We start from the raw sequence: 19,334 nt of genomic DNA, 5'->3' as shown, positions 1-19,334 counted from the left end.
TTTTTGTTATCAGGATTAATTATGTATTTGACTATGCCTTTTTTTGAACGTGCTCATGTGTTGGTTGTTGGCGATATTATGTTGGATCGCTATTGGCATGGGACAAGTTCGCGTATTTCTCCCGAGGCGCCTGTGCCGGTGGTGAACATTGGCCAAACGGAAGATCGTCTTGGTGGAGCAGGGAATGTTGCATTGAATATGGCTGCACTTGGCAGTGCAGTGTCATTAGTTGGCGTTATTGGCAACGATGAGGCTGGTGATATTCTGCGGTCGAGTTTAATGGCGGCGAATATTCACACCGATTTACAGGTTTCAACCAGTAAACCGACGATTACCAAGCTGCGTATTATCAGCCGTCACCAACAATTGCTGCGCATGGATTTTGAAGAGAAATTTGATGCGGCTGATATCGACGAAATTGAAAGTAAAACCAAAGGTTTGATTCATCAGGCCAACGCGCTGATTCTTTCTGATTATTCCAAAGGCAGTCTGCCTGATTGCCAGGCATTGATTCAGATTGCACGCGACGTGGGTATCCCGGTATTGGTTGATCCCAAGGGCAATTGCTTTTCACGTTATCGCGGTGCCACGATACTTACGCCTAATTTTAGTGAGTTTGAGACGATAGTCGGTAAATGTGTCGATGAGCAAGATCTGGTGGATAAAGGTTCTGCATTGATGCAGGAGCTTGATCTGCAAGCCTTGCTGATCACTCGTGGAGAGCATGGTATGACGCTGTTGCGCCCCGGTGAGCCGGAACTGCATTTACCTGCGCGTGGCCGTGAAGTATTTGATGTGACCGGCGCCGGTGATACGGTGATCGCCACCTTGGCGGCGGCGCTTGCTACGGGGCAACCTCTGCCTGAAGCGACTGCCCTGGCCAACCTTGCGGCGGGCATAGTGGTGGGTAAACTCGGTACGGCAACTATCAGTGCACCGGAATTGCGCCGGGCGATTATCGCCGAGCAAGGAGCCGAACGCGGTGTGGTTACTGAAGAACAATTGTTATTGGCTCTCGAAGATGCGCGCGCTAGTGGTGAGCGGATTGTGTTTACTAACGGTTGTTTCGATATTATTCATGCGGGACATGTGGGTTATCTTGAGGAGGCGCGTAAACAAGGTGATCGATTGGTGCTGGCAGTTAATTCCGATGCCTCTGTCACGCGCTTGAAAGGTAAAGGACGGCCCATAAACCCGGTTGATCGGCGTATGGCAGTATTGGCAGGACTTGAGGCCGTGGATTGGGTGGTCTCATTTGAAGAGGACACGCCTGAACGTCTGCTGCGTCGGGTTAAGCCGGATGTATTGGTCAAAGGCGGCGACTACAGTGAAGACCAGGTTGTCGGTCACAAAATTGTTAAAGCCTACAACGGCTCTGTTAAAGTGCTTAGCTTCTACGACAATTGTTCAACCACCGCGATAGTGAACAAAATTTTGCGCCAGTAATTTATTTTGACGCGCAATAAAAAGCCCCGCCAACAGTGTTGCTGGCGGGGCTTTTTATTGCGGCGGGAGTCCAGTATTTAAGCAGCTAACTCCAAAATTTCGCGCGATGCCTCCGGTGTAATCGCACCGTGTTCGCCGAGCGCGAGCAACTCGTGTTTCACCAGCATATCTACTAACTTGGGGATGGATTCACGACCGACACCGTAACCACTCAATGTGGTAGGTGTACCCATTTGCTCGAAGAAGCCGCGCGTTGCAGCGATGGCCGCATCAATCAATGCATCTTCATCAGTGTGATTCAAATTCCAGACGCGACGGCCGTATTGCAATAATTTTCCGCGCTTCTTATCACGTTGGTGTTGCATCACTGCAGGTAAAACTACCGCGAGGGTTTGGGCGTGATCAAGACCATGCATAGCGGTCAGTTCGTGGCCGATCATATGGGTTGCCCAATCTTGTGGAACGCCGACGCCAATCAAACCATTGAGTGCCATGGTCGCTGCCCACATCACATTGGCGCGCACCGTATAGTTGGTTGGTTCGTTGAGCGAGCGAGGGGCTTCTTCAATCAAGGTCATCAACAACCCTTCGGCGAATCGATCCTGTACCTTGGCATCAACCGGATACGTCAGGTACTGCTCCATGATATGTACAAATGCATCTACAGCACCGTTGGCGATTTGGCGCGGCGGCAAACTGTAGGTAGTGGTGGGGTCGAGGATTGCAAATTGCGGATAAACCAGCGGGCTGCCAAACGACAATTTTTCCCGGGTCGCCGCTTTGGTGATGACCGAGTTGCCGTTGCTCTCGGTACCGGTGGCGGGCAAGGTGAGCACACAGCCAATCGGTAGGGCGCTATAGAAGGGTTGGTGCTTGGCCATAATATCCCAGGGCTCGCCATCAAAATTCACTGCCGCTGCAATTAATTTGGTGCCGTCAATCACGCTGCCGCCACCAACGGGCAACAGGAAATCGATCTTTTCTTTTTTGATCAACTCCACCGCTTTCATCAAGGTTTCGTAATGGGGATTGGGTTCGATGCCGCTGAACTCAAACCAGGTCTTGCCTTCAAGTGCCTTGGCGACTTGCTCGTAAACGCCGTTCTTTTTGATCGAGCCACCGCCGTAGGTCACCAAAATGCGTGCATCGGCCGGCACCAGATTGGCGAGTTCTTTAATCTGGCCTTCACCAAAGACAATTTTGGTGGGATTGGAAAAAGTAAAATTTTGCATGAGCGATTCTCCGAATGTGGTACACAATTGCATTTACGGATGGGCAATAAAAATATCGCCCGCTTCAATGCTGTAATTGATTGGGATAAGTGCGCGCCCGCTGCAAGGGCCGGCAACACATTTGCCTGTTTTGATAACAAAGAGCGCGCCGTGATTGGCGCACTGGATCATGCTGCCACTATCATCGAGGAATTGATTCTCCACCCATTCGAGCGGAATACCCAGATGTGGGCAACTGTTGCGATAGAGATAAATTTTACCCAGTTGTTTTACCGCAAAGAGCTTGTGTTCGCCCAAGGCAAAACCCTTACTGCCACCTTCGGGGATGTCGGCAAGGGCACAAAGGCGCTGTTTATCCTCCACGTTGGCCATCGGGCAATCTGCCACTTACCTGGGCGCTGCGAGACGAATAATCCGGGTCACCAGCTTGCCGTCGCGCACTACGCTGATATCGACTTTTTGGCCCGGTTTGTAGTTCTCCAGCGCGCTGAGTAATTGATCGTCATTAGTCACCGGACGGTCACCAATAGCGACAATAACATCGCCCAGGGTGATTTGCCCCCATGCATTGCGCTTGGCACCTTGCAATCCGATTTCAGCAGCTGGCGAGTTGGGTTCGACACGCAGGATGGGCACACCTTCAAGGCCGATTTGCTGCGCCCACTGATCGGGTGCAACTGCAATGCCAAGCACAGGACGCACCAGGCGGCCATGGGCAATCAACTCCGGCACAACTTCTTTTACTGTATTCACCGGGATCGCAAAACCAATTCCCGCACTTGCACCGCTCGGACTGTAGATCATAGTGTTAACACCGATCAACTTACCTTCCGAGTTCAGCAGCGGGCCGCCCGAATTGCCGGGATTGATCGCCGCATCGGTTTGGATCACATTGGTAATTTTGCGCTGGTTGGGAGAGATGATCTCGCGTCCCAATGCGCTGACTACGCCGGTAGTAAGGGTTGCATCCAATCCGAATGGATTGCCGATCGCCAGCACTTTGCGGCCGACCCGCAAATCGCCCGAGTCACCCAGCGGCAAAGCATTCAACTTGGCTTTGCTGGCATCGATTTTCAGTACCGCAAGATCGCGCTCCGGTGCCAAGCCGACCACAGTTGCGGGCCAGTTGGATTGGTCTTGCAGGGTGATCGTAATCTGTCGCGCACCTTCCACTACATGGAAGTTGGTGACGATATAGCCTTTGTCATTCCACACAAAACCGGTACCCGAGCCGCGCGGTACGGTTACCAGATCGAAGGAGTAGGGATCGCGGGCGAGTTGTTGATTGGTGACGAACACTACACTGGGACGTGCAGCTTCAAACACTTCCACACTGTTGCGTTCGTCATCAGTTGAGAAAGCCTGGACAGTCGCGCTCAGGGCGCCGGTGCCAGTCACAAACATAAGTATTAACCAGCGCCAGAGCCTCATTATCGATCTCCGCGCAAATTAAGCGTTGTCACGCAAAGCCTGGATACGCGCTTCCAGCGGCGGGTGGCTGGCAAACAGGTTGCGTACACCACCGCTAATACCAAAGGCGCGCATGCTGCTTGGCAGAGGACTTTCCACTCCTGCGTTCATTTCGGCCTGCAAGCGTTGCAGGGCACGGATCATTGCGCCGCGGTCAGCCAGGGTCGCACCGGCGTGGTCAGCGCGGTATTCGCGATAACGGGAGAAGGCCGCCACGATCATTGAGGCTAAAATTCCCAACACGACTTCGGCCACCATTGTCGCGATCATAAAACCAAATCCACGGCCGCTTTCATTCTTGAGCAATACACGGTCGACAAAGTCGCCGATGATGCGTGCGAAGAACATCACGAAGGTGTTTACCACGCCCTGGATCAAGCTCAGGGTAATCATATCGCCATTGGCGACATGGCCGATTTCGTGGGCCAATACTGCTTCCACCTCATCGCGTTCAAAACGTTGCAACAGGCCGAGGCTTACTGCGACCAGCGCAGCATTGCGGTTCCAGCCGGTGGCGAAGGCGTTGGATTCCTGTGCTGCGAACACACCAATTTCCGGGGTTTTAATACCGGCTTTTTGCGACAGTTTGGTAACTGTATCAACCAGCCACTGCTCATCGGCATTGCGCGGTTGTTCGATCAACTGCACGCCCATGCTGCGTTTGGCCATCCACTTGGACAAAAACAGGGAAATAAATGAGCCGACAAAACCGAATACGGCACAGAAGACGAGCATGCTTGATAAATCCAAACCTGCTGCCGTGCGATAATTGCCGACACCAAGCAGGCTCAGCACTACACCTGCCACCAACATGACCGCGAGGTTAGTTAACAAAAACAAGCCTATGCGTAACACGATAATATCTCCCATGAGTTAATTAGTTCGTTGCTTTAAGTGCAACGCCACGGGCATATATGAGTGCTACCCAAGCGAATTTCAATTGTGCCCGGGTTAAGAAAGGAAAATGAAAAATGGGGGGCTAAAAAGGGCGGGAAGAAAAGTGGCCGCCTTATGGGGCGGCCCAAGCAACCGTGTTAGCCGAGAGACTTTCGGAGAGGAAAGACCCTAGGGGTGAGAAGAGACAGTAATCGACTTGCAGGGCGACTATTGAATCCACTCGACTGCTGTACGGGAGATGCTGTGCAGCAGTGAGTTAACAGTAATCGTTCTCATTTTCATCGTCAAGTGTTTTTGAGAAAAATTCTTATTTAGTTTGCCTGCGATGATTTTAATTGCAGCAATTGATTGTTGAGCTGGTTGATTTTAGCTGCCATCTCTTCAATCAGGCCGAGGCAAATTTGCGGCTGGTGCTCGATGAGTGCAATGAACTCTTCTTTGCGCACCGCCAATACGGTGCAATCGCTGGTGGCAACTACCGAGGCAATGCGTGTTTGGCGAGTAAATACGGCAAGCGCGCCGAAAATTTCATTGGCGTGTATCTCGCCCACTTTTACGCCATCACAGACGGCATCGGCCGAGCCTTCCAGTAAGGTATAAACCCGGTCGGCAACGTCGCCCTGATTGATGATGGTATCGCCAGTCTGGAAATGCAGGAATCCGGCGGAAGGTTGGAATTCGGTGCGCAGTTCCTGGGTTAATGCCTGTTCATAATAGCTGATATTACAGAGCAGGAAATAAGCCCAGTTGCGCTGGGATTTAAGGTCGTTATTAGCCTGTTCAACCAATGCGTCGCGATCATAGGTCACTACAGTGATCGGAGTTTTACAGCTGAATTGCCCCTGGGGGAGGTTGAGCGAGCGGGGCAGGCCGAGCAAGTCGCCTTCGGAGAAGTGCATCACCAGTTTGTTGTGCAGGTAGTAATCAACCTGGCCTTCGATAATCAGCAGTACACGCGTAGGGGCGATGTCGGCAAAAATATCGCTATTTGCCTCTATGACAAATGGCTCATCAGCGGGTACGACTTGTGCGCATAAAAGCTCGGTGAGTCCACGCAACCTGGCTGCGAGCTCAGACATAAGGTCAGATTGTTTGGTAGGAAGATGCATATACCCCTCGGTTACAAAAAAGCGCTAATAAGGCGCTTTTAGTGTAGCCTGTGTCGGGGAAAAATCTGCGTTTAAAACCCCAGTCTGTTAACCGATTGAGATTTTGTGCGCATTTTCATGCCGTCGCCTGATTGAAGTTCCCCTGGTCCGGCATTTCAGCTTCGCTGACCAGTCGGGCTTTTAAATCAGGGGGGATATCGTTCCAATGTACATCCATCAACGCACCCTGCAAGGCGTAGAGCATGACTTTGGAAACATTGATATCGCGGGCCCGTATACGGCGATATGCCTCAACGGCGCCAGTGCGTTTGAGATCGGCGTAGGTATTGATCCCTATAGCGCGAAGGATATTAACCGATGCCATTCCAAGATTCTTTAATTGCAATAACTCACTATGACAGGCAGTCATACAGTGCAATCTCCATTTATTATTATCGGATGTTGTGTTTTAAATTTCCGTTTACAGCGCAGCCTTATCTTACATACTTGCATGTCTTGTGCAATTGTTTTCTGGCGACTGCGGCACAAATCGCGATCAATGGTGTATTTAAAGCAACCCAATGGCGCAATATTTTGCAAAAAGTTTCATCTATAAATCCAGCTTGACAAGGTTGCTGCATGATTGATTGGACTGAAAATTTGTTGCTCGGGTTGGATGAGCGCGAACTGGTGGAAATGCCGTCGCTGTCATGCCGGGTTCATCAACAGTTGGTTAAACCACTGGCGTTTTTACAGCAGCGTGCCGCCAGTGCCGGATTTATTTTGAAAGTGGCGAGCAGCTATCGCAGTTTTGAACGGCAATTGTTGATTTGGAATAACAAGGCGCGGGGCCTGCGTCCGGTATTGAATGATGCCGGGGTTGCGATTGATATCAATCTGTTATCCGAGCGCGATAAAGTATTTGCCATCCTGCGCTGGTCTGCCTTGCCCGGTGCGTCGCGCCACCATTGGGGTACCGATATCGATGTATACGACGGCTCGCGCATTAATGCTGAATATCAATTGCAGTTAACCGTTGAGGAAACACAAGGTGATGGCCCTTTTGCTGAATTGCATCGCTGGTTGGGCGATGAGTTGGTATTGGGCTCCAGCGATTTTTATCGTCCCTATACACAGGATCGCGGTGGCATAGCGCCCGAGCCATGGCATTTGAGTTATGCGCCGCTGGCGAAAGGGTTTGCACAGCAATTGACTGTGCAGTTGTTACGTCAGCAACTTGAGCAAACCGAGTTGGAATTAAAGCAAGCGGTACTGGAAAACCTCGATGAAATCTACCAGCGTTTTATTTGTGTTGAATAGTGAGCCTAAGGAATAATTTTTGAAAAATCCTGCATTAGCCACTCCGGTTTCCGCCAAAGCGATCCGCTCATGGATGCTATTTGATTGGGCTGCGCAGCCGTTTTTTACGGTGGTCGTTACCTTTATTTTCGGCCCCTATTTTGTATCGCGCCTCGCGGATGATCCGGTTGCTGGCCAGGCGGCCTGGGGTTATACCGTGACGATTGCCGGTGTTGTTATCGCGTTGCTGGCTCCTGTGTTGGGCGCGATTGCCGATGCAACCGGCGCGCGCAAGCGCTGGATCGCATTTTTCGCCAGTATCAAAATTGTTGCACTGCTGTTGCTCTGGTTCGCTGCACCCGGTTCAGCGTTATGGCTGCCAATGTTGTGCATTATTGTGGCGATGATTGCGGCAGAATTTTCAATTGTATTTAATGATTCGATGATGCCGCGCTTGATTCCGCAAGCGGAGATTGGCCGCATTTCCAACTTCGCCTGGGGTTTGGGTTATCTCGGCGGGTTAGTGGTGTTATTCAGCGTACTGTTGTTGCTGGCAGGCAATCCTGCGACCGGAAAAACCTTGCTGGGTATCGCCCCCCTATTTGGTTTGGATGCAGTGCAAGGCGAAGATGCGCGCATCACCGGCCCCTATGCCGCGCTCTGGTATTTGTTATTTATTTTGCCGATGTTTTTATTTACCCCGGATACCAACACAGGTATTCCGCTCGCAAAAGCCGTGAAAGAAAGCATTGGCGAATTAAAAAATACCTTGGGTGAATTGGTTCGTCGTCGCGGTATTTTACGCTTTTTAATTGCGCGTATGACTTACCAGGATGGTGTAAATGGCCTGCTTGCATTGGGCGGCACATTTGCAGCGGGCATGTTTGGCTGGCAGACAATCGAGATGGGAATTTACGGCATTTTACTATTGGTTGTCGCTATCGGCGGTTGCATTTATGCCGGGCGACTGGATGCACGCATGGGATCAAAAACCGTCGTATTACTTAGTCTTGGCTGTTTGATTATCGCTACTGTCGGCATTATTTCTACCGGCCCCGGCTACAGTTTATTTGGCTTGGTGCAATTGTCGGTGGAAGATACCGGCGGATTATTTGCGACACCGGCAGAAAAATTTTACATCGGCTTCGGTTTATTAATTGGTTTGGCCTTTGGCCCGGTGCAAGCGTCATCGCGTTCTTATTTGGCGCGTAGTGTCAGTATAGATGAAGCCGGTCGCTACTTTGGTTTGTATGCACTCTCCGGTCGCGCCACTGCATTTTTGGCTCCCATGGCAGTCGCGAGTTTAACGCTCTATACCGATTCGGCGCGTATCGGCATGGCGGCGTTGATTGTATTTTTAGTGTTGGGTTTTGCGATTTTATTGAAGGCGCCTTATCCGGCGTCGTCTTCCAATGTATCCAACTGAATTCAAGTGATATTGCAGAGGTAGTCATTAAGTATGTTAATTATTTTTGATTGTGATGGTGTGTTGGTCGATAGCGAAATTATTTCTGCACAAGTATCGAGTGATTGTTTACAAGATCTAGGTGTGACTTTAGGTGCGGACTATATTCTGGAAACCTATCGCGGAAAATCAGTAGCTGATTGTATCCGTATGATCACCGAAGAATTATCGCAATTGGAATCCTGGAGAGGCTATTCTGACGCAGAAAGGGCCGAGCAGGGTGCGCAATTCTGGCGTCATGTGCAATTGCAAACCCTGGTGGTGTGCGAGCAACAGCTTGAGCCGGTAAAAGGAGTGATGGCGGTATTGGATTATTTGCGCGATCACAATATTCCATTCTGTGTTGCCTCCAATGGCAAGCATGAAAAGATGCGCATGACCCTGGCTAAAACCGGCATCATTTCCTATGTGCAGGGACGAGTGTTTAGCTTTGAAGATGTCACGCGCGGCAAGCCTGCGCCGGATTTATTTTTGCATGCAGCAAAAACGTTAAATGTACCTGCAGCGCAGACAGTTGTAGTGGAAGATTCGCTTACCGGTATCCAGGCGGCTGTGGCAGCGGGTATGCGTCCGCTGGGTTATTGTCCGCCTAATAACGACGGCAGCGATAATATTTTATTGCCGCAAATGCATGCGTTGGGTGCAGAAGTATTTTTCTCGATGGATGAATTAATTCCGTTAATTTTAAAGCCCTGATTGTTATGTCCAATTCACCAACATCAGTACATATGACAGCTTCGCTGGATGTGTGGCAGGAAATTCGCGCAGAGGCAAAGCAGGCAAGTGCAGACGAACCTGTGCTGGCCAGTTTTTATCACGCTGCGATTTTAAACCATGCTTCTTTTCCGGCGGCGATCAGTTTTCATCTGGCCAATAAATTGGATAGCCAGACCTTGCCGGCCATGATGTTGCGTGAAGTATTTGAGCAAGCCATGCGCGCCGATGCGAATATTGAACTTGCGATGCGCGCCGATATTCGCGCGCATCGCGAACGCGATCCGGCGTGTAATAAATACTGCATGCCATTTTTATTTTTCAAAGGCTATCACGCGCTGCAATCCTGGCGCGTTGCGCACTGGTTGTGGCAACAGGGGCGCAATCCGCTCGCGCTCTATTTCCAGCACCAGATTTCGCAAGCATTTGATGTCGACATTCATCCCGGTGCACAAATCGGTAGCGGCATTATGATCGACCATGCAACCGGTGTGGTGATTGGTGAAACCACAGTGATTGAGGATGATGTGTCCATGCTGCACAGTGTAACGCTGGGCGGTAGCGGCTGCGTAAAAACCGATCGTCACCCCAAGATTCGTCGCGGTGTATTAATTGGTGTGGGCGCAAAAATATTAGGGAATATCGAGATAGGTGAGGGCGCAAAAATTGGTGCGGGTAGTGTCGTACTGGATGCGGTTGCACCTCATACGACTGTGGCGGGAGTTCCGGCGAAACCGGTAGGGCGTCCCAAAGGATACGCCCCGGCATTGGATATGGATCACCACCTCAACGAAGATGGCGATGCTAATTAATCAAGTAATTCAGGTCAGGCGCTACGTTGATCGGTGATGGACGTGGTTTCATCATCGCAACCATCGAGCAGCCATTTAAGCACCGACTCACGGCTTTTGAGCATGGATTGGTAATGTTCAATGAGCATGGTGTTAGGGCGCGGATGCACCTTCATGGCGTTGATACGGTCAGTCAGAAATGCAATATCCTGTTCTACTTTGATGCGCGCATTGCCGTGAGCACTGAGTGTACCGTCCACTACTAACCGATTGTCTTGCAGTTTCTTTTGGATAAAAGGCAACATAGTTCGACCACTCCCTCGCAGTGTAGGCATTCAGTATGGTCGTGGCTTCGGCTGCCTGCCAGTACGGATTAAGACTGATTGGTTACATTGTGTGCGCTGTTTATCGCTCTTGCGTGTACAAACGCCGCCGAGCCAGCATTTGGAGGCGTGAGTGCTACCATTTAAGTGATGCATTTTTATCGACAGGATTTTTGGATTTATGAGCGCTCCCGAGTTCGACATTATTTTCCGCGGCGATATTGTTTTCGGCCACCAGTTGGTCGATGTCAAACTGAAGCTGCAACAGCTGTTTAAAGCGGATGCTGCCAAAATCGATGCGTTGTTTACCGGCCGTCCGGTACCGCTCAAGCGCAACCTTGATGAAGCTACTGCCAATAAATATCGCGATGCGCTGGTCAAAGCCGGGGCGATGGTTGAAGTCTGCCCCACCGACGCTAGCCCTGCCAATGCTGCACCCAAGCCGGCTCCTGTACGGCGGGTAGTTGAGGCTGCGACTCCCGTTTGGACTCTGGCACCGCTCGGGGCGGATTTACTTCCGGCGCGTGAACGTCCGGCACAACCGACACCGGTACAGGTCGATATCTCCGGTTTGAGTTTGCGACCGGCGGAGGGAAATCTGTTGGATAGCAGCGAAGCCCATGAAGAGATAGTCGCCCAGGTAGTTGCGCCCGACTTGGGCCTGGCTGCTGTTGGGGCTGATCTCATCAATGCCGATGAAAAGCTCGAATTGCCATTGGTCGAGATTGAATTCGAAGATTGGGAAATTGCTGCAGCGGGCAGCGATTTGCTGACTGAAGATGAGCGCCAGCTTGTATTGCCAGCAGTCGTCGAGGTGGGCGATTTTGGTTTGGCGCCAGCAGGCAGCGACTTGGGGCAGCTGAAGTCGAATGTCAAACCGGTGAGCCCGGATATCAGTGGCCTGCGTCTGGCGGATTCCGGCAACTAACATCTACCATAAAAAAACGCGCATCCGGACAACGGGATGCGCGTTTTTTTATGGTAGATAGACTGGCGCCTATGCCACACCAAGCGCTGGGCATTGCCGTCGTGCATATCATTGAAAGTGGCACTGAGATACCTGCAACGGCAAGACTGATACTGTGAACTGCGTCGGTTTTTAATTGGCTCTTGTGGCACTTTCCTCCTAAACTCCCTTCTAAACCAAGTATCGGGGCGCCGCGGTGTCCTGCTTTGCATCAAAAGGACGCTGAGAGGTATTGTTATGAAACTTGCGGTAAAAATTCTCGGAGCCTTTATCGGGCTGCTTATTGTCTTGGTGTTAGCCTTTGTTTTTCTGGTGGATGCCAATAAATTCAAACCACGTATTGAAGCGATTGCCAGGGATCAAGGAATTGCACTGCAAATTAACGGCGACCTCGGCTGGAACTTATGGCCCAGTTTGGGGGTGGCGGTAAACGCGGTGCGCGTCGCCGCACTGGAGACACCCGACCAGTCTATCGCCGAACTCAAACAAGCGAGTTTGATGCTGGCATTAATGCCGCTGTTTTTCGGCGAATTCAAAGTGGATCACATCGCAGTGGATGGCGCCAACGTCTCGCTCAGTGTTGATGCGGCGGGTAAGGGCAACTGGGAGGCGTTGATCAAGCAAGATAAAACCGCTCCGCAACCGGCACCAGCAACCGACGCCAATTTAAAACTGGATATCCAGAACATCAGCCTGACCAGTTCAAAGGTTACTTACACGGATGCGCAATCCGGCCAGAAAGTTGAACTGCGCGATTTAAATGTATCGATGAGCGATGTCAACTTGCGCTCAACTCCCTTCCCGATGGAATTGTCGTTTGTCGCGGAGCTAACCCCCACTGGTGGCGATAAATTGGAAGTGCAGGGCAAGGTAAGCAACAACCTCAGCGTTGATAGTGCTTTCAGCAATATCAAGTTGGATGACGGCAAATTGAAGCTGGACATCAAGGGTAAAGAATCCGCTACGCTGGATCTTGCTTATTCGCTCGCACTCACCGATTTGCAAAATAATCTCGCCTACCAGGGGCAATTAAAACTTGCCGAAACCAATGCGCGTAAATTGCTCGCGGCCTTGGGCACATCATTGGATACCGCCGATAAAAATGCGCTCAGCAAAGTCGCGTTTTCATCGAGCATCGACGGCAGTGCAACAAAAGTGAAATTGGATAATCTGCAATTAGCCCTGGACAGCACTTCATTTAAAGGCAGTATTGCAGTCACTGATTTCAGTACCAGCGCGCTCCAGGTGGTGTTGGATGGCGATACCATTAACGTCGATAATTATTTGCCACCGCCGACAGAAACGCCTGCGCCTGCTGCTGCCGTGAATACACCGGTTACACCACCTGCAAAATCCCCGGCCGACGATACCGAGCTTCCTATCGAATTGCTGCGCAGCTTTAACATCAACGCAAAATTATCGCTGCAAAAAATGACGATCAATAAAATTGATCTGGAAAATGTCGTGCTAAAAGTGCTCGCCAAAAATGGCATGATCGAGCCGGAACTGAGCGCTAAAGCTTACTCGGGCACGATTATCGCAAAGGGCCAACTGGATGCACGCGGCTCACAATCACAGTTGCAATTTGATGCGGGCGTTACCGGCTTGGAATTGGAGCCGCTATTAAAAGATCAGGAAATGGATTCGAAATTTGGTTTGAAAGGTGCGGTGCAATTGCGGGCGTTGGGGTCGGCGCAAGGCAACAGCGTCAATCAACTATTCAAATCATTGCGCAGCAATGCTAATTTCTCTGGTGCACAGGTGCAGGTATCGCCTATCAATCTGGAGGAGCAGTTTTGTAAGTTAGTTAACCTGGTAAATCAATCAGAAGCACCCACTCAAAAATGGAATGCTTACACGGAAATGAGTGAGTTGTCTGGCAGCGTAAAAATTCGCGATCAAATTGTCACCATTGATACGTTCAAAGCTGGCGTAGAAAAATTGCAATTGGGTTCAACGGGTAAAATAAATCTCGCAACCGATGAATACGATATCTTCCTGCCCTTGAAATTACTGAAAGACAAAACTGACACAGTTACCGCCGAGCAAGTTGCAGTGACCACCAGTAATGGTGGCTGCAGCATTGGCAGCCAATACTGGCTGGAGCGCGGCTTGGAGTTGCTGCGCTGCCGCGGTTCGTTTGACGAAATCAATCCCCTTAAAGATTGCCGACCCGACAGCACCTTATTGCGTGAGCTAACCAAAGATTACGCCGTCTATAAACTTAAAGAAAAACACGGTGTAAAATACGAAGAGAAAAAAGAGGAGCTGAAAGAGAAAGTCGATAAAGAGAAGAATCGCCTCCTCGATAAATTACAGCAGCGTTTAACTAAAGACGCAGGATCATCTGCCGCCGCTGTTACACCTGCAGCAGAAACAGCAACCAGTGCTGCCGAAACCGAAGCAGCAAGTGAATCTTCAGCGGCACAATAAAATATTGACGATAACCATTAGCAGTTGAATAGGCGTGCACTTAATGAAAGGGATGAAAAAATTGCGCGGTTTTATCTGAGTAATGCAGTAGCTAAAGAAATAGTCTCACGCGTGTTAGACCATAGCGGCACGCGTGAGCTTGAGCAAAAATCTTAAGCGGCAGAGCGATTTTCAAAATTAGCTTGTTGAAATGAAATAAATTCATCAAGTGCTTCGTACCAGCCTTCCCACCATTCGACGTGATATTGTTTTCTCTCTTCCGGCGTTGCATTTTTTATCCAGCAAGCCAAACCTGCGTCCAGCGTCGGTGCATTAATGCCAACAGTTTTGGCCCACTTTCCCAGTTCTTTTGGTGTCATCATTGGATACCTTCTTGTTCTCGTGTTGATGTCAATTTGAAACAGTTGTTTGTTTCCTGACTGTCCTTAAGCAATCGATATGCCATGTTTTTGAAGTGCTATTTTTTCGTGGTGTTGTGGCAGGAAATCCCGTGTAGGCTTGGGCTTGATTACATGCCAAATAGGTCGCGAAAGCAGCGGATTTTCAGGTTTTGATCAGCATTACCGTGAGCGATATTCCATGGGAAATTTCTTATTCACGTCAATTTAATCCAGGCTCACTATGATGATAGTGAGTGGTTTGATTCCCCCATGCCAATCCGGAATTGGCAAAACGGTTTGTAAAAATCTCTCGCGTCAGTATTTGGCGGGCATTCGTTGCTTGCAGATAGTTTCCCTCCGGCCTGTTAGAATCCGCGCCTGTCTATTTATTGGTTTTTAGCGTGAGTTTGTTATGGCCTCTTCTTTTTCCTCGCCGGTGCTTAAATGGTTTGACAAGCATGGGCGCAAACATTTGCCCTGGCAGCAGGACATCAGCGCCTATCGCGTTTGGCTGTCAGAAATTATGTTGCAGCAAACCCAGGTCACTACTGTAATTCCCTATTTCGAGCGTTTTATTGCGCGCTTCCCGACAGTTGAATCCCTTGCGGCGGCGCCAATTGATGAAGTTCTGCATTTGTGGACCGGCTTGGGCTACTACGCCCGTGCGCGCAATTTACACAAGTGCGCGAAAGCAGTGGTGAGCCAATACGGCGGCGAGTTTCCTGCAACAGTCACTGAACTCGCTGAGCTTCCTGGAATAGGTCGCTCCACGGCCGGGGCAATAGTCAGTATCGCGTTCCAGAAGCGCGCCGCCATTTTGGATGGCAACGTCAAGCGCGTGCTTGCCCGCTACCACGCCGTTGACGGCTGGCCAGGGCAGTTGGACGTTGCCAACCAGTTGTGGGAAATCGCCGAGGCCTACACGCCTAAAGCCCGCGCCAATCATTACACCCAGGCGATGATGGATATGGGCGCTACGCTCTGCACGCGCAGCAAGCCCAAATGCGACCAATGCCCGATACACATAGGCTGCGTTGCCTTTGCCCAAGGGAATCCCCAAGCCTATCCCGGTAAAAAGCCGAAGAAGGCATTGCCGGAAAAATCGGTGCAATTATTAATGCTGCGCAATCCGGCGGGTGACCTGTTATTGCAGCAGCGTCCGACGCAGGGCATTTGGGGCGGATTGTGGAGCTTCCCCGAACTGGATATCGAACGCAATGCGCGGGAATATGTTGAGGATCACTACGGCAAAATCGTCGAGCTGGAAGAGTGGAATAGTTATCGCCACACTTTTAGCCACTATCATTTGGATATCACGCCGGTGCTAATCCAACTGGCCAAAAGCCCGCGTGCTATCGGTGAAGCCGCCACGCACTGGTACAATCCCCATCAACCCGATGCGTTGGGGCTTGCAGCGCCGGTAAAAAAATTATTGGAAAAACTCGCGCAGCTCGATCCGCGTGTGAATCAAACTCCAGCTAAACCAAAAACCGCAGCCCTGCGCAAAACCTGATCAATAAAGTAAGTGAGAAACAAACATGACCCGCATGGTTTTTTGCCGCAAATACAAACAAGAATTGGAAGGCTTGGACATGCCGCCCTATCCTGGTGCCAAAGGACAGGACCTCTATGCCAACGTCTCTAAAAAGGCCTGGCAGGAGTGGATGGCGCACCAGACAATGCTCATCAATGAAAAGCGCCTGAACGTAATGGACATGGGCACCAAAGTGTATTTGACCGAGCAGATGACCAAATTTTTATCCGACGACAGCTATGATGAAGCCGAAGGTTTTGTGCCGCCTGCTAAAACTGAGTAACGGCACTCCTTATCTTATCTCCTTGTTATCTCAGTTGATTAAATGTCGTGGCTTGATGATGGACGTTACTGCTGGCGGTGGCTTCCATCATTGCAACAAAAATGAATCGCGCAAATTGATTCCAAGCCCTCCCGATTGACGCTCGTTTATCGGTTACAGTTTTGTTTAGGCGCGATATAAGTACGGCACTTCAATTCACATCGGTGTAGTATTGCAAAAAATAACAATTTTTTGCTGATAATCGCCGGGATTTGCTCATGACCAACGAAACGCTAGTAAATTCAGCCATTGTGGAAGCAGAGCACTTTGGGCTCTTTGTGGCGGGTGTGATGGATTATGCGATCTACATACTCTCACCAAGTGGAATTGTAAGTAGCTGGAATGCTGGTGCTGCGCGCTTTAAAGGCTATACGGCCAGCGAAATTATTGGTCAGCATTTCTCCCGTTTTTACACTGAAGCTGATAACGCATCCGGCTTGCCTGCCCGCGCGTTAAAAACTGCGTTGGAAGAGGGTAAGTTCGAGGATGAGGGGCTGCGCGTGCGCAAAGACGGCACGCAGTTTTGGGCGCATGTGGTTATTGATCCGATAAAAAATCCGCAGGGTGACATTATCGGATTCGCAAAAATCACCCGTGATATTACCGAGCGCCGCGAAGCCGCCGCTGCGCTGGAAAAAGCCAAAGAGTCACTGTTCCAGACGCAAAAGATTGAATCGCTCGGGCGACTCACGGGCGGTGTCGCCCACGATTTCAATAACCTGCTCAGCGTCATTGCAAATGGAATAGAAATCCTGCGCCTGACGGCGACCAATCCCGCGCATTTAAAAATTCTGGATAGTATGGAAGGCGCAACGACCCGCGGTGCGAATCTTACCCAGCAGTTATTGAGTTTTGCTCGCCAGCAACCGCTAAAACAAGAGCCTCATAATCTGAATCATGTCATCAGTTCATTCGAAAGTGTTTTGCGTCGCGCGCTAAAAAGCACAGTAAAATTTGAATTTAAGTTGGCGCAGTCGTTGCCCCAGGCAATGGTTGATGCAACGCGGCTTGAAGTGGCGCTACTTAATCTGGTGGTAAATGCCAGCGATGCGATAACGGATCGCGGTGTGGTGACCCTGCAGACACGTGTAGTCGACCTGCAGGCCAGTGAAGTGGACGAGCTTGCAGCTGGCCGTTACGTATGTCTTTCCGTGAGCGATACCGGGGAGGGAATCGCCCCCGAGCAATTGCATCGCGTAGTAGAACCTTTTTTCACCACCAAACCCATTGGTAAAGGCACGGGCTTGGGCTTGAGCCAGGTTTTCGGTTTAATGCAGCAATCCAAAGGTGGTATGTCGATCCACTCAACTCTTGGCGAAGGTACTGAGGTGTGTTTATATTTACCGGTATTGGCCGCAGATGACTCAGTACAGGTGCAGTTACAAAAAAATAACAAAGTATTAGTGGTGGATGATCAACCTGAAGTACTTGATACCGCCTCGGAATTATTCCGCGCACTTGGGTATGATGTGTTGGCCGCGAACAACGGCCGCGATGCAGTGGAAATATTGCAGCGCAATGCGGATTTGCAATTGTTATTCAGCGACATTGTTATGCCCGGCATGAGCGGCTTGGAGTTGGCCAATACCGCATTGGAGATGATTCCTGAAATACAAATAATTTTGGCGACGGGTTACACCGCTGAAATGGTAGAAAAGCAGCAAGAATATTCTTCAAGGTTTACGATTATTTCCAAACCCTACAAAATTTCTGAAATCGTGCAACGGTTGCAGGCCCAATAACTATAACCGCAATCATTATCTAATTTTCTTTCTAATTAACTTCTAGTTCAAGCGTGACAGGCTGTTGCGCTAAGTGCTCATGCGAACAGATAAACAGGCTCGCTACTTCTACCATCAGAAAAAATAGTCTGATAGGTGGCTATATGAAAATCACCCCGCGTACAGGGCAGGCTCCAGAGAAATTGGACCGTGCCGGGTTTCATCGTGAATTCCAAAAATCATTTGTCGATCCGACTTTTATTGCAGTAAAAGATGCTCTGGCCGAAGTTGAAGAAGTTGCCTGGAAAAACTATCACGAAAGTGGTCACAAAGCGCCGCTAACTGAAAAGGCCGGTCTGGAATTTTTCGATCCTGATTACGATCTTTCAAGTGAATGGAAAGCGACGCGTAAACGTCTTGATGCAGCTGAAGAAAAACAAAAAGATAAAAACACCCCATCGCGTGTTTTATTAATCTGCGCCTCAGCACGCAATGATGGTACTTGCCCGGGTGAAATTTCCAAAACCTGGCGGCTTAGCCTGCTTGCGCAAGAGGAATTAACCAAAGCTGATATAGAAGTTGATTTGCTTGACTTGAGTTTGTTGACATCTGACTACGATAAACATATTCATCCGTGCAAAGCATGCGTCTCAACTGCAATGCCTTTGTGTCATTGGCCGTGCAGTTGTTATCCCAATCATGCGCAGCGGCAAACCAATGACTGGATGGCAGAGATTTATGAGAAGTGGGTTGCGGCTCATGGCGTTATCATTTTGACTCCTGTCTATTGGTATCAAACACCCAGCGTTCTGAAGTTAATGATTGACCGGTTGGTGTGCGCCGACGGTGGAAATCCTGATCCGACTACGACGCAAGGAAAAGATGCGGTTAAGGCAAAAGAAATTGAACTGGCAGGATGGGATTATCCAAAACATCTCGCCGGTCGCACTTACGGTTTGGTGGTACATGGTGATGTCGCAGGAATTGAAGGTGTAAGGCACGGGCTTTCTGATTGGCTGGATTGGATGGGACTAATTGATGCAGGCGTTAAGTCGCGTTTGGATCGCTACATTGGCTATTACGAATCCTACGCTGAAAGCCATCAAACTTTAGATAAGGATGTCGCGCTGCAACAAGAGGTGCGCAATGTTGCCATTGCTGTTGCCAATTCAGTTACACAATTGCGTGCAGGAACATTATCAACGCCTGATGCGAGCGTAAAAGCGGCGCGAGTAAAATAAGTTGCCAAAAT

At 50.0% G+C, this 19,334-nt stretch carries 19 protein-coding genes; 11 read left to right on the top strand and 8 right to left on the bottom strand.

What is annotated here, in order from left to right; translation table 11 throughout:
* Nucleotides 1-21 precede the first annotated feature (21 nt).
* Entirely contained in the window at nucleotides 22-1,446 is a 1,425-nt protein-coding gene (hldE, locus tag AC1RJL_RS13835) for a bifunctional D-glycero-beta-D-manno-heptose-7-phosphate kinase/D-glycero-beta-D-manno-heptose 1-phosphate adenylyltransferase HldE (RefSeq protein WP_492914997.1), read from the top strand.
* A gap of 77 nt (nucleotides 1,447-1,523) precedes the next feature.
* Here the strand turns inward: hldE and AC1RJL_RS13830 are convergent, their stop codons facing one another.
* The 6 genes from AC1RJL_RS13830 to AC1RJL_RS13805 form a co-directional block, all read right to left on the bottom strand.
* Nucleotides 1,524-2,678 carry an iron-containing alcohol dehydrogenase gene (locus AC1RJL_RS13830; protein ID WP_492914995.1) on the bottom strand — a complete coding sequence of 385 codons (1,155 nt, stop codon included), beginning with the start codon at nucleotides 2,676-2,678 and terminating at the stop codon, nucleotides 1,524-1,526.
* 33 nt (nucleotides 2,679-2,711) lie between these two features.
* A complete protein-coding gene (locus tag AC1RJL_RS13825; RefSeq protein WP_492914993.1) occupies nucleotides 2,712-3,050 on the bottom strand; it encodes a Rieske (2Fe-2S) protein in 339 nt (112 codons plus the stop codon).
* Nucleotides 3,051-3,065: 15 nt separating this feature from the next.
* Complete coding sequence (locus AC1RJL_RS13820; RefSeq protein ID WP_492914991.1) at nucleotides 3,066-4,109, bottom strand: S1C family serine protease; 1,044 nt, start codon at nucleotides 4,107-4,109, stop codon at nucleotides 3,066-3,068.
* 18 nt (nucleotides 4,110-4,127) lie between these two features.
* Entirely contained in the window at nucleotides 4,128-5,003 is an 876-nt protein-coding gene (gene htpX / locus AC1RJL_RS13815; RefSeq protein WP_492915707.1) for a protease HtpX, read from the bottom strand.
* Between the two features lie 353 nt (nucleotides 5,004-5,356).
* A complete protein-coding gene (locus AC1RJL_RS13810; protein WP_492914989.1) occupies nucleotides 5,357-6,124 on the bottom strand; it encodes a cyclic nucleotide-binding domain-containing protein in 768 nt (255 codons plus the stop codon).
* A gap of 145 nt (nucleotides 6,125-6,269) precedes the next feature.
* Nucleotides 6,270-6,563 (bottom strand): TfoX/Sxy family protein, encoded by a 294-nt coding sequence (locus tag AC1RJL_RS13805; RefSeq protein ID WP_492914986.1) that lies wholly within the window; start codon nucleotides 6,561-6,563, stop codon nucleotides 6,270-6,272.
* Nucleotides 6,564-6,772: 209 nt separating this feature from the next.
* Between AC1RJL_RS13805 and AC1RJL_RS13800 the strand changes: the two genes are divergently transcribed.
* The 4 genes from AC1RJL_RS13800 to cysE are packed head-to-tail and all read left to right on the top strand — an operon-like array spanning nucleotide 6,773 to nucleotide 10,423.
* Nucleotides 6,773-7,453 (top strand): M15 family metallopeptidase, encoded by a 681-nt coding sequence (locus AC1RJL_RS13800; RefSeq protein ID WP_492914984.1) that lies wholly within the window; start codon nucleotides 6,773-6,775, stop codon nucleotides 7,451-7,453.
* Nucleotides 7,454-7,472: 19 nt separating this feature from the next.
* On the top strand, nucleotides 7,473-8,858 hold the full coding sequence (locus AC1RJL_RS13795; protein WP_492914982.1) for an MFS transporter: 1,386 nt from the start codon (nucleotides 7,473-7,475) through the stop codon (nucleotides 8,856-8,858).
* Nucleotides 8,859-8,891: 33 nt separating this feature from the next.
* A complete protein-coding gene (locus AC1RJL_RS13790) occupies nucleotides 8,892-9,593 on the top strand; it encodes an HAD family hydrolase (protein ID WP_492914980.1) in 702 nt (233 codons plus the stop codon).
* A 5-nt stretch (nucleotides 9,594-9,598) separates the two neighbouring features.
* Complete coding sequence (gene cysE / locus AC1RJL_RS13785) at nucleotides 9,599-10,423, top strand: serine O-acetyltransferase (protein ID WP_492914978.1); 825 nt, start codon at nucleotides 9,599-9,601, stop codon at nucleotides 10,421-10,423.
* A 14-nt stretch (nucleotides 10,424-10,437) separates the two neighbouring features.
* Here cysE and AC1RJL_RS13780 read toward each other — a convergent pair whose 3' ends face one another.
* A complete protein-coding gene (locus AC1RJL_RS13780) occupies nucleotides 10,438-10,707 on the bottom strand; it encodes a hypothetical protein (protein ID WP_492914976.1) in 270 nt (89 codons plus the stop codon).
* A gap of 199 nt (nucleotides 10,708-10,906) precedes the next feature.
* Here AC1RJL_RS13780 and AC1RJL_RS13775 point away from each other — a divergent pair, with 199 nt between their 5' ends.
* Entirely contained in the window at nucleotides 10,907-11,653 is a 747-nt protein-coding gene (locus tag AC1RJL_RS13775) for a hypothetical protein (protein ID WP_492914974.1), read from the top strand.
* A 276-nt stretch (nucleotides 11,654-11,929) separates the two neighbouring features.
* Entirely contained in the window at nucleotides 11,930-14,125 is a 2,196-nt protein-coding gene (locus AC1RJL_RS13770; RefSeq protein ID WP_492914971.1) for an AsmA family protein, read from the top strand.
* 152 nt (nucleotides 14,126-14,277) lie between these two features.
* Here AC1RJL_RS13770 and AC1RJL_RS13765 read toward each other — a convergent pair whose 3' ends face one another.
* Nucleotides 14,278-14,487 (bottom strand): hypothetical protein, encoded by a 210-nt coding sequence (locus AC1RJL_RS13765; protein WP_492914969.1) that lies wholly within the window; start codon nucleotides 14,485-14,487, stop codon nucleotides 14,278-14,280.
* Between the two features lie 430 nt (nucleotides 14,488-14,917).
* Between AC1RJL_RS13765 and mutY the strand changes: the two genes are divergently transcribed.
* The 4 genes from mutY (at nucleotide 14,918) to AC1RJL_RS13745 (ending at nucleotide 19,323) form a co-directional block, all read left to right on the top strand.
* Nucleotides 14,918-16,018 (top strand): A/G-specific adenine glycosylase, encoded by a 1,101-nt coding sequence (gene mutY, locus AC1RJL_RS13760; RefSeq protein WP_492914967.1) that lies wholly within the window; start codon nucleotides 14,918-14,920, stop codon nucleotides 16,016-16,018.
* A gap of 25 nt (nucleotides 16,019-16,043) precedes the next feature.
* Nucleotides 16,044-16,322: an oxidative damage protection protein gene (locus tag AC1RJL_RS13755; RefSeq protein WP_492914965.1), complete on the top strand. Its 279-nt coding sequence runs from the start codon at nucleotides 16,044-16,046 to the stop codon at nucleotides 16,320-16,322.
* 257 nt (nucleotides 16,323-16,579) lie between these two features.
* Entirely contained in the window at nucleotides 16,580-18,103 is a 1,524-nt protein-coding gene (locus AC1RJL_RS13750; RefSeq protein ID WP_492914963.1) for a PAS domain S-box protein, read from the top strand.
* A gap of 143 nt (nucleotides 18,104-18,246) precedes the next feature.
* The gene (locus tag AC1RJL_RS13745) at nucleotides 18,247-19,323 is read left to right on the top strand and encodes a flavodoxin family protein (RefSeq protein WP_492914961.1); all 1,077 of its coding nucleotides are present in this window, start codon (nucleotides 18,247-18,249) and stop codon (nucleotides 19,321-19,323) included.
* Nucleotides 19,324-19,334: the final 11 nt, after the last annotated feature.

The sequence above is a fragment of the Cellvibrio sp. GW822-FHT04B05 genome, assembly GCF_058800985.1.
This window is presented reverse-complemented; position numbering and strand designations above follow the sequence as displayed.